This window comes from Hymenobacter defluvii (genome assembly GCF_017589435.1).
GTDB classification, from domain to species: domain Bacteria; phylum Bacteroidota; class Bacteroidia; order Cytophagales; family Hymenobacteraceae; genus Hymenobacter; species Hymenobacter profundi.
In genome coordinates, this window is sequence record NZ_JAGETX010000017.1 from 1 (window position 1) to 18,134 (window position 18,134).

General features: G+C 54.1%; 18 protein-coding genes. 6 read left to right on the plus strand and 12 right to left on the minus strand.

The genetic code is table 11. The features are described from left to right. Positions 1-178 precede the first annotated feature (178 nt). The 12 genes from J4D97_RS19010 to J4D97_RS19065 form a co-directional block, all read right to left on the minus strand. Entirely contained in the window at positions 179-838 is a 660-nt protein-coding gene (locus J4D97_RS19010) for an OmpH family outer membrane protein (RefSeq protein WP_208308949.1), read from the minus strand. A gap of 14 nt (positions 839-852) precedes the next feature. After that, positions 853-3,387 carry an outer membrane protein assembly factor BamA gene (bamA, locus tag J4D97_RS19015; protein ID WP_208308950.1) on the minus strand — a complete coding sequence of 845 codons (2,535 nt, stop codon included), beginning with the start codon at positions 3,385-3,387 and terminating at the stop codon, positions 853-855. Between the two features lie 9 nt (positions 3,388-3,396). After that, on the minus strand, positions 3,397-4,143 hold the full coding sequence (locus J4D97_RS19020; protein ID WP_208308951.1) for an isoprenyl transferase: 747 nt from the start codon (positions 4,141-4,143) through the stop codon (positions 3,397-3,399). 96 nt (positions 4,144-4,239) lie between these two features. Then, positions 4,240-4,998 carry a DUF6089 family protein gene (locus tag J4D97_RS19025; protein WP_208308952.1) on the minus strand — a complete coding sequence of 253 codons (759 nt, stop codon included), beginning with the start codon at positions 4,996-4,998 and terminating at the stop codon, positions 4,240-4,242. A 43-nt stretch (positions 4,999-5,041) separates the two neighbouring features. Then, positions 5,042-5,917: a DUF6089 family protein gene (locus J4D97_RS19030; protein ID WP_208308953.1), complete on the minus strand. Its 876-nt coding sequence runs from the start codon at positions 5,915-5,917 to the stop codon at positions 5,042-5,044. Positions 5,918-6,047: 130 nt separating this feature from the next. Further along, positions 6,048-6,941 carry an NAD kinase gene (locus J4D97_RS19035; protein ID WP_208308954.1) on the minus strand — a complete coding sequence of 298 codons (894 nt, stop codon included), beginning with the start codon at positions 6,939-6,941 and terminating at the stop codon, positions 6,048-6,050. 38 nt (positions 6,942-6,979) lie between these two features. Next, the gene (locus J4D97_RS19040; RefSeq protein ID WP_208308955.1) at positions 6,980-8,404 is read right to left on the minus strand and encodes a POTRA domain-containing protein; all 1,425 of its coding nucleotides are present in this window, start codon (positions 8,402-8,404) and stop codon (positions 6,980-6,982) included. 175 nt (positions 8,405-8,579) lie between these two features. Then, positions 8,580-9,257, minus strand: a complete 678-nt coding sequence (locus J4D97_RS19045) for a CBS domain-containing protein (RefSeq protein ID WP_208308956.1) — start codon at positions 9,255-9,257, stop codon at positions 8,580-8,582. Between the two features lie 110 nt (positions 9,258-9,367). Next, a complete protein-coding gene (locus tag J4D97_RS19050) occupies positions 9,368-10,144 on the minus strand; it encodes an alpha/beta fold hydrolase (RefSeq protein WP_208308957.1) in 777 nt (258 codons plus the stop codon). Positions 10,145-10,148: 4 nt separating this feature from the next. Next, positions 10,149-10,772 carry an anthranilate synthase component II gene (locus J4D97_RS19055; RefSeq protein ID WP_208308958.1) on the minus strand — a complete coding sequence of 208 codons (624 nt, stop codon included), beginning with the start codon at positions 10,770-10,772 and terminating at the stop codon, positions 10,149-10,151. Positions 10,773-10,909: 137 nt separating this feature from the next. After that, positions 10,910-11,431, minus strand: a complete 522-nt coding sequence (locus J4D97_RS19060; protein ID WP_208308959.1) for a CvpA family protein — start codon at positions 11,429-11,431, stop codon at positions 10,910-10,912. 190 nt (positions 11,432-11,621) lie between these two features. Then, positions 11,622-12,086, minus strand: a complete 465-nt coding sequence (locus J4D97_RS19065; protein ID WP_185282287.1) for a GatB/YqeY domain-containing protein — start codon at positions 12,084-12,086, stop codon at positions 11,622-11,624. A gap of 128 nt (positions 12,087-12,214) precedes the next feature. Between J4D97_RS19065 and J4D97_RS19070 the strand changes: the two genes are divergently transcribed. From J4D97_RS19070 to J4D97_RS19095, 6 genes are all read left to right on the plus strand, one after another. After that, positions 12,215-12,928, plus strand: a complete 714-nt coding sequence (locus J4D97_RS19070) for a pyridoxine 5'-phosphate synthase (protein ID WP_208308960.1) — start codon at positions 12,215-12,217, stop codon at positions 12,926-12,928. Between the two features lie 40 nt (positions 12,929-12,968). Continuing rightward, positions 12,969-13,982, plus strand: coding sequence for a tRNA 2-selenouridine(34) synthase MnmH (gene mnmH, locus J4D97_RS19075; protein WP_208308961.1), 1,014 nt, complete (start codon positions 12,969-12,971; stop codon positions 13,980-13,982). Positions 13,983-14,005: 23 nt separating this feature from the next. After that, on the plus strand, positions 14,006-14,398 hold the full coding sequence (locus J4D97_RS19080; protein ID WP_208308962.1) for a VOC family protein: 393 nt from the start codon (positions 14,006-14,008) through the stop codon (positions 14,396-14,398). A gap of 30 nt (positions 14,399-14,428) precedes the next feature. Further along, the gene (gene selD, locus J4D97_RS19085) at positions 14,429-15,490 is read left to right on the plus strand and encodes a selenide, water dikinase SelD (RefSeq protein ID WP_208308963.1); all 1,062 of its coding nucleotides are present in this window, start codon (positions 14,429-14,431) and stop codon (positions 15,488-15,490) included. After that, positions 15,491-16,087 (plus strand): hypothetical protein, encoded by a 597-nt coding sequence (locus J4D97_RS19090; protein ID WP_208308964.1) that lies wholly within the window; start codon positions 15,491-15,493, stop codon positions 16,085-16,087. Between the two features lie 106 nt (positions 16,088-16,193). Then, positions 16,194-18,134, plus strand: coding sequence for a sensor histidine kinase (locus J4D97_RS19095; protein WP_208308965.1), 1,941 nt, complete (start codon positions 16,194-16,196; stop codon positions 18,132-18,134).

An 18,134-nucleotide genomic window follows, 5' to 3' on the forward strand; every position in this document is an offset into this window, starting at 1 on the left:
AGCACATACGATACACTGGTGTAGCCGATCTTTAGCGGGGCCTGAGCCAACGCGGAAGTAGCCGTAGCAAAAGTGAGCACAACGGCAGCCAGGGCGAGGCGGATTTTGTTCATGGTGATCATTAAAAGGGAAAATTCAGTGATTGAGTAGGGCAAAGGTAAGGATTTCAATTTTTTAGCTACGGTCGGCGTGTTGGCACAGTCCGGGTAGGAGCTGCTTGTGGGGTACCAGGCTCGGCATCGGCGCTATTAGCAGGCGTTTGCGGTGGCTCTACGGTACGCGTAGCGCCCGACTGCGCTGGCTGATTGCGGTCCGCAGAAGCCAAACCCAATTCCTCCAAAACAAATTCCGTATAGTCGTGCACCGGATTGGTATATAGCATGGTTAGGTCACCGGATTTGTCGAAGATAATAGCCAACTGCTTTTTCTTCGCCACTTTTTCCACCGCCTCAAACACTTGGTCCTGCACGGGGCGAGTTAGCTCCTGCCGCTTTTTGAACAGTTGGCCCTCGTAACCAAATATCTTATTTTGGTAAGCCCGAACGTCCTGCTCCTTTTTAGTAATCTCGTCTTGACGCTTCTTCTTCTGCGTTTCCGTTAGTAGAACTTCTTCGGCGCGGTACGTGCGATACATCTTATCCAAGTCCTGCTTCTGCGCTTCGATATCCTTCTGCCAATTCTGTGATAAGGTGTTTAGTTCCTGCTGCGCCTGAGCATAAGCCGGCATCTTACCCATTACAAATTCTGAGTCGACGTAGCCAAACTTTTGCGCCAGTGCGGTCGGCGCCAATAGTATCACCAGCGTCAGCACCGACAAACTATACCGAAGTGCTTTCATGCGAACTAAGATGATTAACGAATCTGCTGACCAATGATGAAGTGGAAGCGGCCCTTCGGACCTGTGCCAGGATTCGTTACAGTAGCTGGTACCGTATCGAAGCCGTAGCCATAGTCAAACCCAAGCAAGCCAAACGCCGACATGAATACGCGGGCGCCTATGCCCGCCGAACGATACAGCTTGTAAGGGTTGTACTGCGAGTAGGTGTTGAACGCATTGCCAGCCTCTGCAAAGCCCAGAACATAAACCGTAGCGGCCGGGTTCAACGACACAGGGTAACGCATTTCCATCACAAACTTATTGTAGGCAATACCGCCGTTATCTGCCGTTTGTGCGGTCGGAATAGCTTCCTGATCATTCGGGTCGGCGTAGCCGCGCAAACCGATGTATTCAGTACCTACAATGAAGTTGGAAGCACCACCGTAGCCCAGGCCCGATCCACCCAGTTTGAAGCGCTCAAACGGCCCTAACGTACGGTTGCCATTATAAGCCCCCAAGAAACCGAAGTGGGCGCGGGAGTTCAGTACCAGCTTGCCTACCAGCGGCGTGAACCACGAGGCATCGAACATCCACTTATGGTATTCCAGCCACTGCGTGGAGTTAGGATGAGCTCCTGGGAATAACGAGTAAGGCGGTGTCAGCGACAACGACAACGACAGCGAAGAGCCCCGACGGGTAAAGGTAGGATTGTCGATGCTGTTACGAGCCAGTGTAGTATTGAACACAAAGTTGTTTGCGTCGCCTGTGGTTAGCTCCGACACCGCGCTGTTCCGGATGTTCAGCGGATAGTTCTGAAACTTGTACTGCGTTATCGATACCGAATTGCTGAGCGTGAAGTAATCATCGGGGAAACGAAGGCGCCGGCCTAGAGCCACAGTTGCGCTGTTCGATTTGATGAACTGGCCGGTCGTAGGGTCGAAGCTGGTTCCGAAGCGCGAAATTGTTTTGTTCAAACTAAAGGAGAACGAATTGGGCTTGCGGCCACCCAGCCACGGCTCTGTAAAGGAGAACGAGTAAGCTTGGTATTGCAAACCGTTGGCTTGCACGTTCAGGGCCAAACGCTGTCCGTCGCCAGCAGGCACAGGGCGCCAGTTGCTAAGCGTACCAGCTTTGCGGAGCGAGAAGTTGTTGAAGACTAAACCTACCGTACCGATGAAGCCTGCATAACCACCCCAGCCACCCGAAAGCGTAATCTGGTCGGAAGGTTTCTCTTCCACCGTATAGTTAATGTCTACAGTACCATCAGCTTGGTTTGGCACAGGGTTCATCCCTACCTTCTCCGGGTCGAAATAACCCAGGCCCGACAGGCGCTGTTGCGTACGAATCAGCAACTCCCGATTGAACTTGTCGCCCGGCAGCGTCTGAATCTCGCGCCGAATTACATGGTCACTGGTTTTGGTGTTACCGGCAATATTGATATCCTTCACCCGTGCTTGCACACCCTCATTGATGCGCATCTCAATATCAATCGAGTCGCCTTCAACCTTGGTTTCTACCGGTTCGATGCTGAAGAATAAATAGCCATCGTTCATATAGAGCGACGTGATATCCTGACCAGTCGGGTTGTAGTTCAGGCGTTTGTCCAGCGTTTCTTTGCTATACGCGCTACCTTCTTTGATACCTAACACTGAGGCTAAGGTCTTGTCGTCGTAGAGATAGTTACCGCTCCACGTGATATTACGGAAGTAGTATTTTGGTCCTTCATCCACCGTAATGCGTAGCGCCAGACCATCATCTTTGCGGATTAGCGTGTCCGAAACGATGATAGCATCGCGGTATCCCTGAGCATTGTAAAAGTCGAGCAGTTTTTGCTTGTCCTCCTCATATTCAGCTCGCTGAAATTTTCCGGAGGTCAGCAGCTTATACGGCTTCTTCTCTTTCGTCTTCTTGAGCTTGCCTTTCAGCTTCCTATCGGAAAAGGCCTCATTGCCTTCAAAGGCAATATCACGCACCCGGATCTTATCGCCTTTATCTACATTAATCACCAGCACAACGCTGTTCGACAGGGCCGAATCGGGCCGCTGCGTGATGTTCACTTTCACATCGAGGAAGCTCTTGTTGGTGTAGAACTTCTTTACCTGCGTGCGCGTGTTGTTGAGCAAGGCATCCGTTACCACCTTACCCCGAATCAGCTTGATTTTATTCTTTAGCTCATCTGCTTGGCCTTTGCTGATACCTGTGAATTCAAAGCGCGACAAACGCGGCCGCTCCTTCAGGTTGAAATCCAGGAAGATTTTGTTCCCCTGAATTTTTGTGGTTGATACGCTCACGTCGCCCAGAATACCCTGATCCCACAGCTTACGAATAGCCTTACCGATTTCTTCACCAGGAATAGAAATTGGGTCACCAATTTTTAAACCTGTTAGCGCAATCAGCGTATTGTTATCCAGGTAGCGCGCACCGCTTACTGTAATGCCGCCTAGCACGTAGTGTTCTGCCCCATCGTTAGGGGGTGCAGTTTGTGCCTGCGTAGGAGCGCTGCTTATGGCACCGCCGAGTAACACTAATAGCGCAGCTAGCCAGCGAAGCTGGTTGAAAAAAGAGGTCATTCGAAGAAATTACGAAACGGTTAACTGCTCACTGGTTTTCCCAAAACGCCGTTCCCGGCGCTGATATTCGCGGATGGCTTCATAAAAATGTTCCCTCCGAAAGTCTGGCCAGAGCAAATCAGTTATATATAATTCAGTATAAGCAAGTTGCCAGAGCAAAAAGTTACTGATACGCTGCTCACCACTCGTCCTGATCAATAATTCCGGATCAGGCATTGCAGCCGTGCTGAGGTAACCAGCAATAGTGTGCTCTGTTACCTCATCTGCTCGCAGCTTGCCGGCTGCTACATCCGCACCCAAACGGCGTGTAGCCTGTACCAAGTCCCACCGGCCACTGTAGCTCAGCGCCAGTACCAATGTGGTACGTTCCCCTTTTTGCGTTAGCTCAATAGCTTCTGCTAATTCTCTTTGGCAGCTGGCAGGCAAGCTGTCCAACTGACCAATTGCTTGTAATTTTACCCCGTTTTTCAACAGGGTAGGTGTTTCTTGCCGTATAGTGTGCACCAGCAACTGCATCAATGCCGTTACTTCGTGCGCCGGGCGTGCCCAGTTTTCAGTGGAAAACGCATAAAGGGTCAGGAATCGTATGCCCAGCTCTGCGGCGGCTTCCACCGTTTCGCGCACAGCCGTAATGGCGCTTTGATGCCCAAAGATGCGTAAGCCACCTTTTTTCTTGGCCCAGCGGCCATTGCCATCCATGATAACGGCAACGTGCGCAGGTAATTTCTGAAGGTCAATTTCGGACCGAGCGGCCATTGTTGTTCTTTGCGTATAGGAGGCTGCAAGTTACGCAAATGGTTGCATACCCTCCCCTCACAATTGGCTGCTCAGTTCTGTCCGCTAATTATTTCTTTATTGTCCTTCAGGACAGCGGATTTTGTAGAAGGTGTAAGAGATACTAATACCGTTGTAAAAATACCAATCTTGCGTGTGTCTGTTAATCAATAAGTCGCGCTCAGAACTTGTATTGAGCTGCGTATTTTTTGTGCTTAAATGGTCAAGATTATCAGTAAAAGTCTTGCGGGCACCAACCTCCGCACCAAGGTTCCAGCGCGGCGAAATAGCATACTTTACTCCTACCCCCGCTGGGATAGCAAAGCCCAGCATTGCTCCACTCCTATCAATTACTCCTGCCAATGATGCATTGGCTGTACTGATGCGCGTATTGGCGTAAAATCCAGCTATGCCCGCAAATACATAGGGGGTAAAATGTATTTTATCTTTTCGGTCGTGATAATCGAAGAAATTATATTCTATCACAGCAGATGCCTCCAGCAGTCCACCTTTTAGCCCAGCCTGCCGGTAGGCAGGCAAAGGGAGTGGTGCATCATTATCGCCTTTTTGGTTGATATCGTCGGCACGCAGCATACCATAGGTAAGCCCCCCACGTAATGTAACCGGGTTTGTAATATCCTTCCGGTAAAAGGCAGTCACGGCTGGCCGATTATTGCGAAACTGGTACGATGGTGCTATTTCACCGCGATACACAGCACCACCAACGCCAATACCTAATTCACTGGTATTTTGAGCTGCGGCGGTGCCGGCAAAAAAAACGCTCCCCGCCGGTATACCATAGGCAAGGAGCGTTTTGAAGAGTTGCGATTTAAACATTAGACAGGCTATGGTCGAGGGTAGCCAGCCTACGTTGCATAGGCTAGCGGAATTTGGGGTTCTTTACGCGGGGAGCAAGAATGTAGTTGACGGTAACCCCTAAAGTAGTATACCAGTCGTTGCCATCCTTACCACGACGCTGGCCAGGCTCAGTAAAGCTACCAAATCCTTGTGCAGGATCCTGGCTACGGGTAATATCATGGCCAAAATACTGGGCCGGACCAGACGCCAACGTGCTACGCTCCACAAATGTGCCGCTTACATCATCTAAGTAGTCAGTGAAGGTTTTACGAGTAATTAGTTCTAGACCGATGTCGAAGCTTTTATTTATCCGGTAACGAACACCTCCACCAAATGGTATAGCAAACTGTGTTAAGCTGTAATCTACCCCTTCTGTTTGCAAAGGCTGTAACTGCACGTAGTCACCATTGGCATCGGCACCCTTAGGGTTATGATGAAATACGGCAATACCGGCCGTGAGGTAAGGCACAAAGTCGGGACGCTTGAGGTAATTGTTACGGTTTTCGATTAAGTCGAATACCGCCATACCAGACAACTCCACAATATCGTTACGGAAGTTCATATTCCGATTGTAGCGATAACGCGAGTCTGCGCCGTTTGGATCAGCTGCCTTCGCGTCATCACCGGAAATACGACCATAGTTCAACGCCACCTTAGCAGAAATACGTGGAGCGAAACGGTGCATATAATATACCCCTATGTTTGGGCGTGTAGCGGCAACACGGAAGCTGGGCAAACTAGTCTTCGGTACAATGTCACCAAAGTAGTTCATTGCATTTAGGCTTACCCCAATGGAGCTATATTGCTTCCGCTTGCTGAACTGTTGCGCGTTGGCCTGCGTAGCTACCAGCCCCATAAGCAGTAGTGAAGCCAGCGTGTGAGTGAAAATTTGCTTCATAAGTAAGCGGAAGTTATGATATGCAGGTCCAGAAGAAATGTGACAAAACCATTATGGCGTAGTCTTAACTAACGACAAAAGTAGAGGTTACGAAGAACTTAAAAAACAAAAATAATTATTTATCAATGTTTCAGACTGGAATACCGGCCGGGTTACGACGATCTAGTCCCCAATTCAGTTTACTACGCAAGGTGCTCAAAAAGTTAACGTGGTTTAGCTTCACCAAATGCGCATTGAAGGTTTCTCGACGTACGGCTATCTGAATGCCGGCATCGACGGTGACAGAGCGCGAGTCCAGCGAGAGCAGAAAATTATTGCTACGTCCTTCTATCTCAAAAGAAATTACGCTCTCATCGGGCACGATGAGCGGCCGAACATTCAAGTTGTGCGGACATACGGGAGCGATAACAAAATTGTTTGTTTGCGGAAGCATTACTGGGCCGCCACAGCTCAGCGAATATCCCGTAGAGCCGGTTGGAGTCGACACAATTAGGCCATCAGCCCAATATGAATTTAAGTATTCGCCGTCTATGTACGTGTGTACCACAATCATGGACGAAGTGTCGCGCTTCAGGATCGAAAATTCGTTCAGCCCAAAATTAATGCCACTAAAGACTCCGGGGTCAGTGTCTACTCGAATAAGGCTGCGCTCTTCAATGATAAAATGACCTTTAAACAATGCATCTAACGCCTGCGCAATACGCTCGGGATTGATAGTTGCCAGAAATCCTAACCGTCCGGTATTGATACCTAGGATAGGAATTTCCAGGCTACCCACGTAGGTTACTGTGTCTAGAAGAGTACCATCACCACCTATGCTGAGCACAAATTGTACGTCTTGCAAAGAGTCGCCGCGCTGAAAGCACGTTATGTTACCGGGGAGTTCCAGATGCTCGCGCAGGTAATCACAGAACCGGGTTTCGATCAGCACCTCGGCCTGCCGATCGGCCAAATCGTTGAGTAACGCCTGTAAATACGGTGCGGCTTCGTTGCTGAATGGTTTACCCAGGATAGCAATTTTCATAGGTAACGCTTTTGAATGAACATCTTTACCGAGCTTCTCTAGATAGGAAAAGATGTGCGGAAGAAAAAGCCGGTTTCACCCCGACCATTAAGGGCATATTCCACTGTGAATACCCAATCGTAGTACGTAACCAGGTGCAGTCCAACACCCGCTGACGCCAGTAGTTGATTAGACAACCGATTCTGGAAACGCTCTGCTACGGCAGAGCGCCCTACTACGTAGCCGGCGTCGGTAAAGGTATTCAAATAAAAAACCAGCGGGATGCTGTTGACCTTTGGATTACCAATACTATTGAGTCGCAGACGGCCCAGATCGAGCAAACGGTACGATAGGCCTTGCCGCGCCAAGCCGTAGTAACGCCCATCTACCACGTACGCATCGTAGCCCCGCACCAAGGCCTCGTAGCCGAACGCGTGATTGTCGGGGTAGGCAATGCGCTGAGCGAATCGGGCCCGCGCCTGTACGCCTACGCTGTAGTAGAACCCACGGCCTAGCGCCAGGTAGCGAGCATACGTGCCGTACAAGGTAGTAATGCCGGGACTACCCGTACGCAAAAAAACCCGCTGGCTAGCTACTACCTGCATGAAGCGACCGGTGAGGGGGTAAGCAAAAGTATTGCGCTGATTCAGAGTAGTGCTAAACGTGAAATCGAGATAGTCGCGGCGGTTATTGCCCAGGTAATAGTTGGGGTTGAGTTGCGTAATCTCCGGTGCCACGCGCTCGTGGTGGTAGGAAATATCGAAAGCTGACAGGCGCTGCACGGTATGACGCCAGCGCAATCCGGCCAGGAAATACTGCCGTTGCAAGGCAAACCCATCGTCGGTGCGGTAGTTTACGAGGCGGTCCTGCACGGTTGCATAGTCCAAGGCGCGACTTTGATAGTAGGAGGCCGCCAGGCCCAAGCCCAGACGGCGGCGCCTTCCATAGCCTGGCGCCTCGTAGAAGATTTCGTACTTGCGGTTGAAGCCCAGTTGCAGGTTGGCAATGAGCTGTTCGTTGCGGCCTCGAAAGTTATTGCGAGTGAGGTGAATACCGTAGTCTACCCGACGCCAGCGGTCGGGGCGGTTGGCCCAGGATCGGAAGTTGCGGTCGGCCAACGAGAAGATGGGTACGGGGAAGGTGTACCAGCGTTCCTGTACTCCAAATAGCACCGTTATGCTGCCATCGCGGCACACCATCTGCAAGGCTACTTCATGAAAGAGCTGCAAGTTGTAGATGCGGCGACGGTTGGCTTCCAGTCGCTTACCCAACCCAATCACATTCAACGAGTCGCCTTCCCGAAAGTCTAATTCGGCACGGAGAATTCGCTCTTTGGTTTTGACATTGCCTACAAACAGTACTTGGTCTACCTTTACCCGCGTGTAGCCAGGGCATTGTGCCCGCAGCGTGCTATCACTACCTATCGCGGCCCGCGTGGTATCGGGGAGGGAGATGGCGGAAGCTGGTGCTGGCAGCCAGCTCAACAGTAGGGACAGTAAACAGGCCAGCAACTTTTGTTGAAATAAAGCGTCGGAGGAATGCTAGAAAGCTAGCAGCGCCGAGACTGCTGGAAGCGACTCCACATCAATAATCAGGCCGCCGGATGCTCACAAATGGCAACGCAATCTATTGCCTTTTCACAGCCTGACTCTGTTCTAACTACAAACTCAGATATTTCAACAGCGCATCATAACGCTCCTGATCTTCCGGTACCGCATCTTCGGCACCACTGAATTGCGCCGTGATGACGAAGCCAAACCGCTCCAGCGTAGCCACGATGCGCTGCATCTGCGGCGTATTGAGCCTCAGGGTCAGTTGAATCTTGTAGCTATCCTGCTCATCTTGGGCCACGTGGGCGCTGAGAATCTTGGCATTATTCTCCTCCACGTAGCGACTGATCTGCGACAAAGAGTAGTCGCGCTCATTCATCGACAGAATTAGAATACCGCCACGGCCAGCTATGTCAGGGCTCTGCCCGAAGGCAGCCAGCACGTCGCTGATGGTGACAACGCCTATATAGTTACGCTGGTCGTCGAGCACGGGCACCAGCTGAATTTTATGTTGTACGGCTGCTTCCATGATGTTGTAGAAATGCTGATGACGCTGCACGTAGGCCGTGGCGTAGCCCAAAGGTAGGGTAGCCAGCTGGTGCGTCGGGTGCTCGTAATTGGTAACGTCGATATCAGTGACCAAGCCCACATACTGGCGGCCATCCAGCACGGGCAGTTGGCTTACGTGAAATTCTTCTAACCACTTGGCAGCTTTCCCAGCGGTATCCGACACCTTGAGCGGCGGAATCATTTGATTTACTAAGTCTTCGGCTATCATCGAAAGCATCGGCAGGAAGAACTAATCAGAGGTAGGGAAAGCAACGCGGACAGTAAACGAAACGGCCGGGCATTCTCTTGTTTCTGAAGCCCGGCCGTTCGTTTTGGTATAATACGTAATTAATCGACAGGTTGGGGTTGGGTGCGGTGGAGAAATTGGTGGAGCAGCTGATTGAAGGCCACAGGGCGCTCCATCATAGGGGCGTGGCCGCAGTGGTCGAGGAAGCGCAGCTCTGCCTGAGGTAGCAGTCGGTAGAACTCGTGCGCCACCACAGGCGGCGTAATCGTATCATTCAACCCCCATACTAACAGCACGGGCACCTGAATGTTGTGCAATTCCTTGCTAAGGTTGTGGCGCTGCGCCGACCGTGCAATGCTGATGATGCGCAAGCATTTGGCATTGGAGTTCGTGACGTTAAATACCTCGTCTACCAACTCTTTGGTAGCAATTTGAGGGTCGTAGAACGTATAAGCCACCCGCTGCTGCACAAAATCGTAGTTGCCGCGCTTGGGAAAGGAGCTACCCATCGAATCCTCGAATAGGCCGCTGCTCCCCGTGAGCACTAGGCGCCCTACGTGGGCAGGATTGTGCAGCGTGTAGACCAGTGCCACGTGTCCGCCCAAGGAATTGCCCAGCACCGCCATCGGCTCGGTCAGGCCCAGCTCGGCAAGGAAATCTTCTACAAAATTTACCAAGCCCGGCACGCCTGCTTTCAGCAGCGGCATGTCGTAGATGGGAAGCAGGGGAATGATGACGCGGTACTCGCCGCGGAAGCTGTCTACCACATCGTGCCAGTTGCTGAGCGCGCCAAACAAGCCGTGCAGCAATAGTAGCACCTCGCCACTGCCTTCATCAATGTATTGAAAATGATTACGTTCCTTGATCTGCAACTCCATCGTCTCAAAGGATAGTCTGGTCGGTAAGTGAAATTTCTACCCCACCGCTCTTTGCAATGATACAATACTTGACCCAATTGCGGAGCATAGTGCCGCCGTGGGTTGTCAGGAGGGCTTCGGGATGGAACTGCACGCCGTGGATGGGTAGGGTGGTGTGTCGGAAGGCCATTAACTCTTGGGTAGAGTCTGTGGTGTGGGCCAAAGGTTGCAAGGTAGGCGGCAGGTCTCGCAGTACCAGCGAGTGGTAACGCGTGACGGCTACCTCCGTGGGCAAGCCGTGCCGCAGGGGCTCCTCCCCTACCCACCGCACCATGGATACCTTGCCGTGCATGGGCCGAGCCGCCCGCCCTAGCTTCGCCCCGAAGAACTCGCCCAGCGCCTGGTGCCCCAGGCACACGCCCAGCATGGGCACGCGCCGGTGGTAGGTTTCGATAACTGCCGGCATCACGCCCGCCGCAGCCGGTACGCCCGGCCCCGGCGACAGCACCAAGCCATCGAAATCGAGCTGCTGAATAGCGGCCAGCGGCACATCATTGCGCACTACCTGCACCTCGGCCCCGGCCTGGCACAGGTAATCGCGCAAGGTGTAGGTGAAAGAATCGAAGTTGTCGAGCAGCAGCAGGCGCATCTGGTGAAGTGGTGAGAGGATGAAGTAGCGAAATGGCGAGTTTGACGTTTTGACCGCACATGTTGCGCAGATGGCATCATTAGAACGCCAAACTCGCCATTTCGCTACTTCATCCTCTCACTATTTTATCCTTCAACCTAAAACACGCCCCGAAGTTTTGCCAGTAGCGTGCCGGCAAAGGGCATCACCCATGCCACTACCTGCAAAGCCAGCGGCGTGGCGCGTTGCACGAAGGGTAGTACCTGCGAGTCGGCTGTAAGCTGGGGTGAGAGCAAGGATATGCCCGAAAGTGAGAGGCCGTAGAGCAATAAGCTCAGGCCTAGCAGCCACTTCAGCAGCCCCGCCACGCCACCCAGCAAGTGGTCGAGCATGCCTAGGGGTGTCAAGTGCACGGCCGTTCGGATGAAGCCACCTAGCAGATGCACTCCCCACATAATGAGCACAAACACTAGAAGAAACGCTACCAGCGGCAGCATCCCGAAGGCCTCGCCCACATAGTTACGCACCAGCGGAATAACGTCGTGCAGCAGGGCCAGTCCCCCAATCAGCCCCAGCACAAAGGCCAGCAGCGAAACAGCTTCCAGCACCAGTCCGCGCCGAAAGCCCTTCACGGCTCCTACCCCTAGCGGAATCAGCAGCAGAATATCCAGGCCAGACATGCTGTGAGGTGGTGAAGTGGCGAAGTTGTGAGTAGTGAAGTGGTGAGTTCCTACAAAGCGTCTGTCATCCTGAGCTTGCGAAGGACCTTCTCACGCTAGGACGAGTCGTTGGTACGTCTGTCGTTCTCCTGTGATAAGATCCTTCGCAAGCTCAGGATGACACGCACTTTTATTTCACTACCCTCCTACCTTAAAAATTCGTGTTGTTGAGCAGGTGACCCACGGTTTGGGAAATCATGCGGCCGTCGGCTTGACCGGACAACTCACGGGCGGCAATGCCCATCACCTTGCCCAGGTCGGATGGGCCGGTGGCGCCCACGCGCTGAATGATTTCGGTGAGGCGGCCTACCAGCTCTGCTTCGGAAAGTTGCTGGGGCAGGTACTCTTCGATGATAGCCAGCTCGGCCAGCTCGTTTTCTTCCAGATCGGAGCGGAACTGCTGCTGGTAGGTTTCGGCGGCTTCGCGGCGCTGCTTCGCGGCTTTGGTCAGCAGCTTGATTTCGTCGGCGGACGAGAGGGCCGCACCATGGGCACCCTCGGCGGTTTCGGCCAGCAAAATCTGGGACTTGATGCTGCGCAGCGTGGTCAGACGCACTTTGTCTTTGGCCAGCATGGCCTTTTTGATATCAGCGTCGATGGTTTCTTTCAGAGCCATTTTTGGGAGGAATGAGTAACTAGAGTTGGTAAGGTAGCAGCCAGAAGAATCCGTGGGCCACTATGCAGGCAAAACGTAACTTTGGCCGGTTACGATGGGTTGTACAATCGTACTTCTTCTTTTTTCTGATGACGAAGCTAAGCGTAAACATAAATAAAATCGCCACGCTGCGGAATGCACGTGGCCATAACCGCCCCGACTTGCTACAGGCTGCCCGTGATTGTGAGCGGTTTGGCGCCGAAGGCATCACCGTGCACCCGCGCCCCGACGAGCGCCATGTGCGCTACCAGGACGTGCGCGACCTGAAGCAGGTAGTGACCACGGAGCTGAACGTGGAAGGCAACCCTACCCCCGATTTTCTGGACCTGGTGCGCGAGGTGCGCCCCGAGCAGGTAACGCTGGTGCCCGACGCCCCCGATGCCATTACCTCCAACGCCGGCTGGGACACCATCAAGCACCAGGTCTACCTTATTGGGGTAGTACAGGAATTGAAAGCACTAGGCTGCCGCGTCAGCATTTTTCTCGACCCCGACCCGGCCATGGTGAAGGCCGCCGTAGCCACTGGCACGGACCGCATTGAGCTATATACCGAAGCCTACGCCAGCAACTACGCCGCCGACCCAGCTGCCGCCCTGGCACCCTACCGCCAAGCCGCCGAACTAGCCCAAGAACTGGGCCTTGGCCTCAACGCCGGCCACGACCTCGATTTAGAGAACCTGGCCTACCTCCATCAAAACCTACCTGGCCTAGCCGAGGTCAGCATCGGCCACGCCCTCATCTGCGACGCGCTGTACCTGGGTTTGGAGAACACGATTCAGTTATATAGAAGGCAGCTGCTATAGAAATGACAAGCTCGCTACTCCTACTTCATTAGTTGAAAACATGCCCCGCCTCGCCCTACCCGATTTTCTGCAACTACCCGAAGACCTACCCATTCTAGATGCGCGGGCGCCCATTGAGTTTGCGCAAGGGCATATTCCGGGGGCGGTGAGCTTTCCGTTGTTTTCGGATGAGGAGCGGGCGCGCATTGGCACCACCTACAAGCAAATCAACCAAGAGCGGGCCGTGCTGCTGGGGCTGGATTTGTTTGGGCCGAAGATGAGCCAGATGGTGAAGCAGGCGCAGAAGGTAGCGCCCGGCCGGGCCGTGCGCCTGCACTGCTGGCGGGGTGGCATGCGTAGCGGAGCCGTGCAGTGGCTACTGGAGCTGGCTGGCTTTCGGGTAGAGCTACTCGACAAAGGGTATAAGGACTACCGCCGCTGGGCCTTGGCGCAGTTCACGGAGCCCCGGCCGCTACGCGTGCTGGGCGGCCTTACCGGCTCGGGCAAAACCGATGTGCTGCACCAGCTGGCCGCCCGCGGCGAGGCCGTGCTGGACCTGGAAGGCGTGGCGCGGCACAAAGGCTCGGCGTTTGGTAGCATTGGGCAGCCCGCTCAGCCTACCCAGGAGCAGTTTGAAAACGACTTGGCGCTGTTGATGGCGGCCCTACCCCCTACCCTACCCGCGTGGGCAGAGGACGAAAGCCGCACCATTGGGGGCGTGCATATTCCGCCGCCGCTGTTTACGCAGTTGCAGGAAGCGCCCTTGGTGGTATTGGAAATCCCGAGGGCAGTGCGGGTGCGCAAGCTGGCCGAGGAGTACGGTCAGCACGATGCGGGCGCGCTGGCTACTTCCGTGCTGCGCATACGCAAGCGCCTGGGTGGACTAGCTACTAAGGAAGCCCTGGCCGCCATTGGCGAAGACGATATGGAAAAGATGGTGAGCCTGGTGCTCGATTATTACGATAAAACCTATGGCCACGGGCTAGAAGGCCGCACCTTCACTCGTGTAGTATCCGACACCTGCGATGCGGCGGTAAATGCGGATTTGGTGCTAGCAGCTAGAAAAGCAATGTAAGTAGCTACTCTACCAAATCAATTATGTATACACCTGTCCTTCGCGTTGCTCGTCCTACTGATGATATAGATGCACTTATGCATTTCTATTGTGATGGGCTTGGGTTTGAAAAGCTAAGCTCATTTAATGACCATAATGGTTTCAATGGAGTAATGCTTGGTCGTTCACAGGCACCTTATCATTTCGAATTCACTCATCAGATAGGCCATATTGTGGGCAAAGCGCCTACCCAAGATCATCTGCTGATTTTTTATGTACCCGATGCTGCTTCATTGAAGGATATTATACAACGAATGCAGCATTGCGGGTTTTCTACCGTTGCTTCTTATAACCCTTACTGGGATGAGAAGGGGTGCTGCTTTGAAGACCCGGATGGCTATCGAATAGTCCTTCAGCAAGCAGAATGGACCCTATAATTCTTCTTTAAGCATTTCACCATCTTCAGCATGTCTGATTCTAAGATAACCTCTCCCGATCAAATTCGCCTCACCCAATACAGCCACGGTGCAGGCTGCGGCTGCAAAATCGCGCCAGCGGTGCTCGACCAGATTTTGCACACCACCATTGCCCAGCCCCACGACGACAAACTACTGGTAGGCAATGGCTCCCGCGACGACGCGGCCGTGTACGACATTGGCAATGGGCAGGCCCTCATCAGCACCACCGACTTCTTCATGCCCATCGTGGATGATGCCTACGATTTCGGACGCATCGCCTCGGCCAACGCCATTTCCGATGTGTATGCCATGGGCGGGCGGCCGGTGTTGGCCATTGCCGTGCTGGGTTGGCCCGTGGATAAGCTGGCGCCCGAGGTAGCCCAGCGCGTGATGGAAGGCAGCCGCAGCATTTGCCGCGAAGCTGGCATTCCGCTGGCTGGCGGCCACAGCATCGACTCGCCGGAGCCCATTTTTGGGCTGGCCGTTACGGGTATGGTCGACATTGCCCAACTCAAGCGCAACGACACCGCCACTGCCGGCTGCGAGCTGTACCTCACTAAGCCCCTGGGGGTAGGAATGCTGACCACCGCTCAGAAAAAAGGCATTCTGCGCGACGAAGACGCCCATCTGGCGCCGCAGTCTATGATGCAGCTCAACAAAATCGGGGCTCAGCTAGGCGAGTTGGAAGCCGTGCACGCCATGACCGATGTTACGGGTTTTGGCTTGCTAGGTCACCTTTCGGAGGTGTGCGAGGGTAGCAACCTGACGGCCGAAATCGACTTTGCTCACGTGCCGCTGCTGGCCGCCGCCGAGCCCTACCGGCAGCAAGGGGCCGTGCCCGGCGGCACCAACCGCAATTGGGCCAGCTACGGCCACAAGGTAGGCCTCATCTCCGACGAGCAGCGCCAGTGGCTCTGCGACCCGCAAACTTCGGGGGGATTGCTGGTGTGCGTGGCACCAGAGGGTAGGGAAAAAGTACAGGCAATTTTTCAGCGGCACGGCTTGCAACTCACGCCGTTTGGCACTCTGCGCCCCCACGCGGTTGGCGAGCCGTGGATAACCATTCGGTAAATGATTCGCTTTCTGACCTTTTTACGCCCGCTACTGGAAGCCACTTTCGCCATTTTGGTGATAGTGGTGGGGCTGCGGTTTATCACGAATTTTTTCAGCAAGAACAGCAAGGTATACCAGCCCACCTTTTTGCGGCAGTTCTACCTGCTGTTCTGGCCGCTGCTGTGCCTGTGCGTGGGCCTACCCTTTTTGCTGTCGTTTTTTTACCTGGGCACGCTATCGGCAGTGGAACTGGTGCTGGCAATGGCGCTTGGGGCTGTTGTACTGGGCTTTTCGGTGCCGTCGTTGGTGCTGCATGCCCAGTACTACGCTCGTAATTTCAGCACCACGCTGGTGTTTGATGGCAAGCAGAACCGCCTGGAAGTGTACGAACAACGAGTACGTATTCCCTTTAGCCGGGCCGATCTAGTGCGGGTGGAGTATGTCACCTGCGTATCGCGGCACGTGTTCTGGAACAAGTATGAATACCTGCGACTACATCTAGCTAGCGGCGAAGCACTTACCGTCACCTCTATCCTGACCGATCTGCAACCGCTGGCAGAGTTTCTGCGGAACACACATCTGGAGCAGCGCCAGGAATGGTTTTGCTTTTTGTGAAATAAAAACTAATTTTAATTCTATTATCTTGTTTACCAACAATCCGTTGCATCGCCGATAAATTCGGTACGGTTTGCTGGCTTTCGTCTATCCCTATCCCTACGCTGTGTCATTCTCCGGTTCACTCAAGCAACTCTGGCTCTGCCTGTTGCTAGTAAGTGCTGCCGGAATATCATCTGCACAGGCCCAGGATTCGCTGGCCGTGCAGCGGATGCACCGCCTGCTGGCCATCCTGCCCCCCGATACCAACCGCGTGCGCCTCCTAGACTCGCTGTGCGTGCAGCACTACGACAACGCCCCGGAGCAAGGCATAGTCTATGGTCGGCAGGCCCTCACACTGGCCCGGCGGCTACACGACCAACGGGGGCAGCTGATGAGCCTGCTTAGTCTGGGCGTGTGTTACACCAACCTCAGCGACAGCCAATACGCCCTCACGCTATATAAGCAGGCCATGTCGTTGGCCCGGCGGCTCAACTCCTACGACGGCATTGTGCGCAGCTACCACCATATGGCTAGTGTGCACTCAGTCCGCGGCGATACGGCCACCATGTGGCGTCTCTACCGACCAGCACTGGCGCTGGCCTACCACAAAGGTGTGCAGCGCCCTACCCAGATTGCGCTGTTTGGCGATGTGGGGGTGTTGCTGCTGGCTATGCACCGTAATCAGCAAGCGTTGCAGCACCTGCACCGCGCCCTTCTTATGGCTCGTCGTAGCAAGGACATTCTTGCGCAAGCGCAGTATACAGCTACTTTAGGTGCTTATTATCAATCGATTGCGCAGTATGCTACTGCCGAAGGGCTGATGCGCAATGCTGTGAGCCTGGCGCAAGAACGACACAACTCCAAAATAGAAACCAGCGCGTTGCTACAACTGAGCCACGTGCTGCTAGCCCGCCGACGTCCCGCTGAGGCAGAAATTTCTGCTATGCAAGCGCTGGAGTTGGCGCGCGCCCACCGCTACTACTCCTTCCTGCTTGAGGCATATAGTAGCTTAGCCAACATTGCAGCGGCACAGGGCGATTTTGCCCAGGGTTATGCCTGGCAGCAGCGCTACCTACTGTTCAATGACACCCTCAACAACCATGACCGGCTGGTGGCGCTGGCCGCTTTGCAGCAGCGTTACGAAACCCAGGACAAGGAGCAGCAAATTGCCCGTCTTACTGCTAACGAGGAGTTGCAGAGTATGCTGAACCGTCAGCTCATCGTTACCATTGCCATTCTAACGGTAGGGCTGGCGGCTTTCATTTTCATTTACTTACAGTTGCGGCGCAGCCGGGCAGCACTCTCCAGCAATCACAGGGCCTTACAGGAAACCACAGCGGAGTTGCAGCGCATGGCCGCCTCCAAAGACCGTCTCTACTCGATTGTGGCGCATGACTTGCGCGGACCCGTGACTTCCTTCTCGGGCGTAACAAAGCTGATTGAATTCTACCTCAACAATGGCGATGAGGCTGGCTTGCGCCGCCTGCCCACCCTGGTGCATCAAACCACCAGCAGCATCAACCACCTGCTCGATAACTTGCTGAAATGGGCCGTGAACCAGAACGGGGAATTGGCTTTTCAGCCTGAGCCGCTGCCCGTGGCAGAATTGTTTGCCGAAATTGTGGAGCTGTATCAGACAACCGCACAGGCCAAACAGATTCAGCTGCTAACCGACGTTCCGGTTCGGCTTACGCTATACGCCGATTACAACATGACGCGCACCATTCTGCGCAACGTGCTGAGCAATGCGCTGCGGTTTGCCCCGGTGGGTAGCGCCGTGCGGCTGGGCGCCTACCCCGCTGCCAGCCCTCAGGCCGTGGTGCTTGCTTGTACAGATAGTGGTCCAGGCATGTCTCCTGAGCAGGTAACAGCACTGCTGCATCCTAACTCCTTGGCGCAGCCTACCCGCTGGCAGCGGCGCGAGGGTACGGGGCTGGGCCTGGTGCTGTGCCGCGCTTTTGTAGACCGGCAACACGGAGAGCTGCGCATTCATAGTGCGCAGGGGCAGGGAACGACTATTGAAATTGAGCTTCCCAGCGCCACCCCAGAGCCGTTGCCAGCGTAA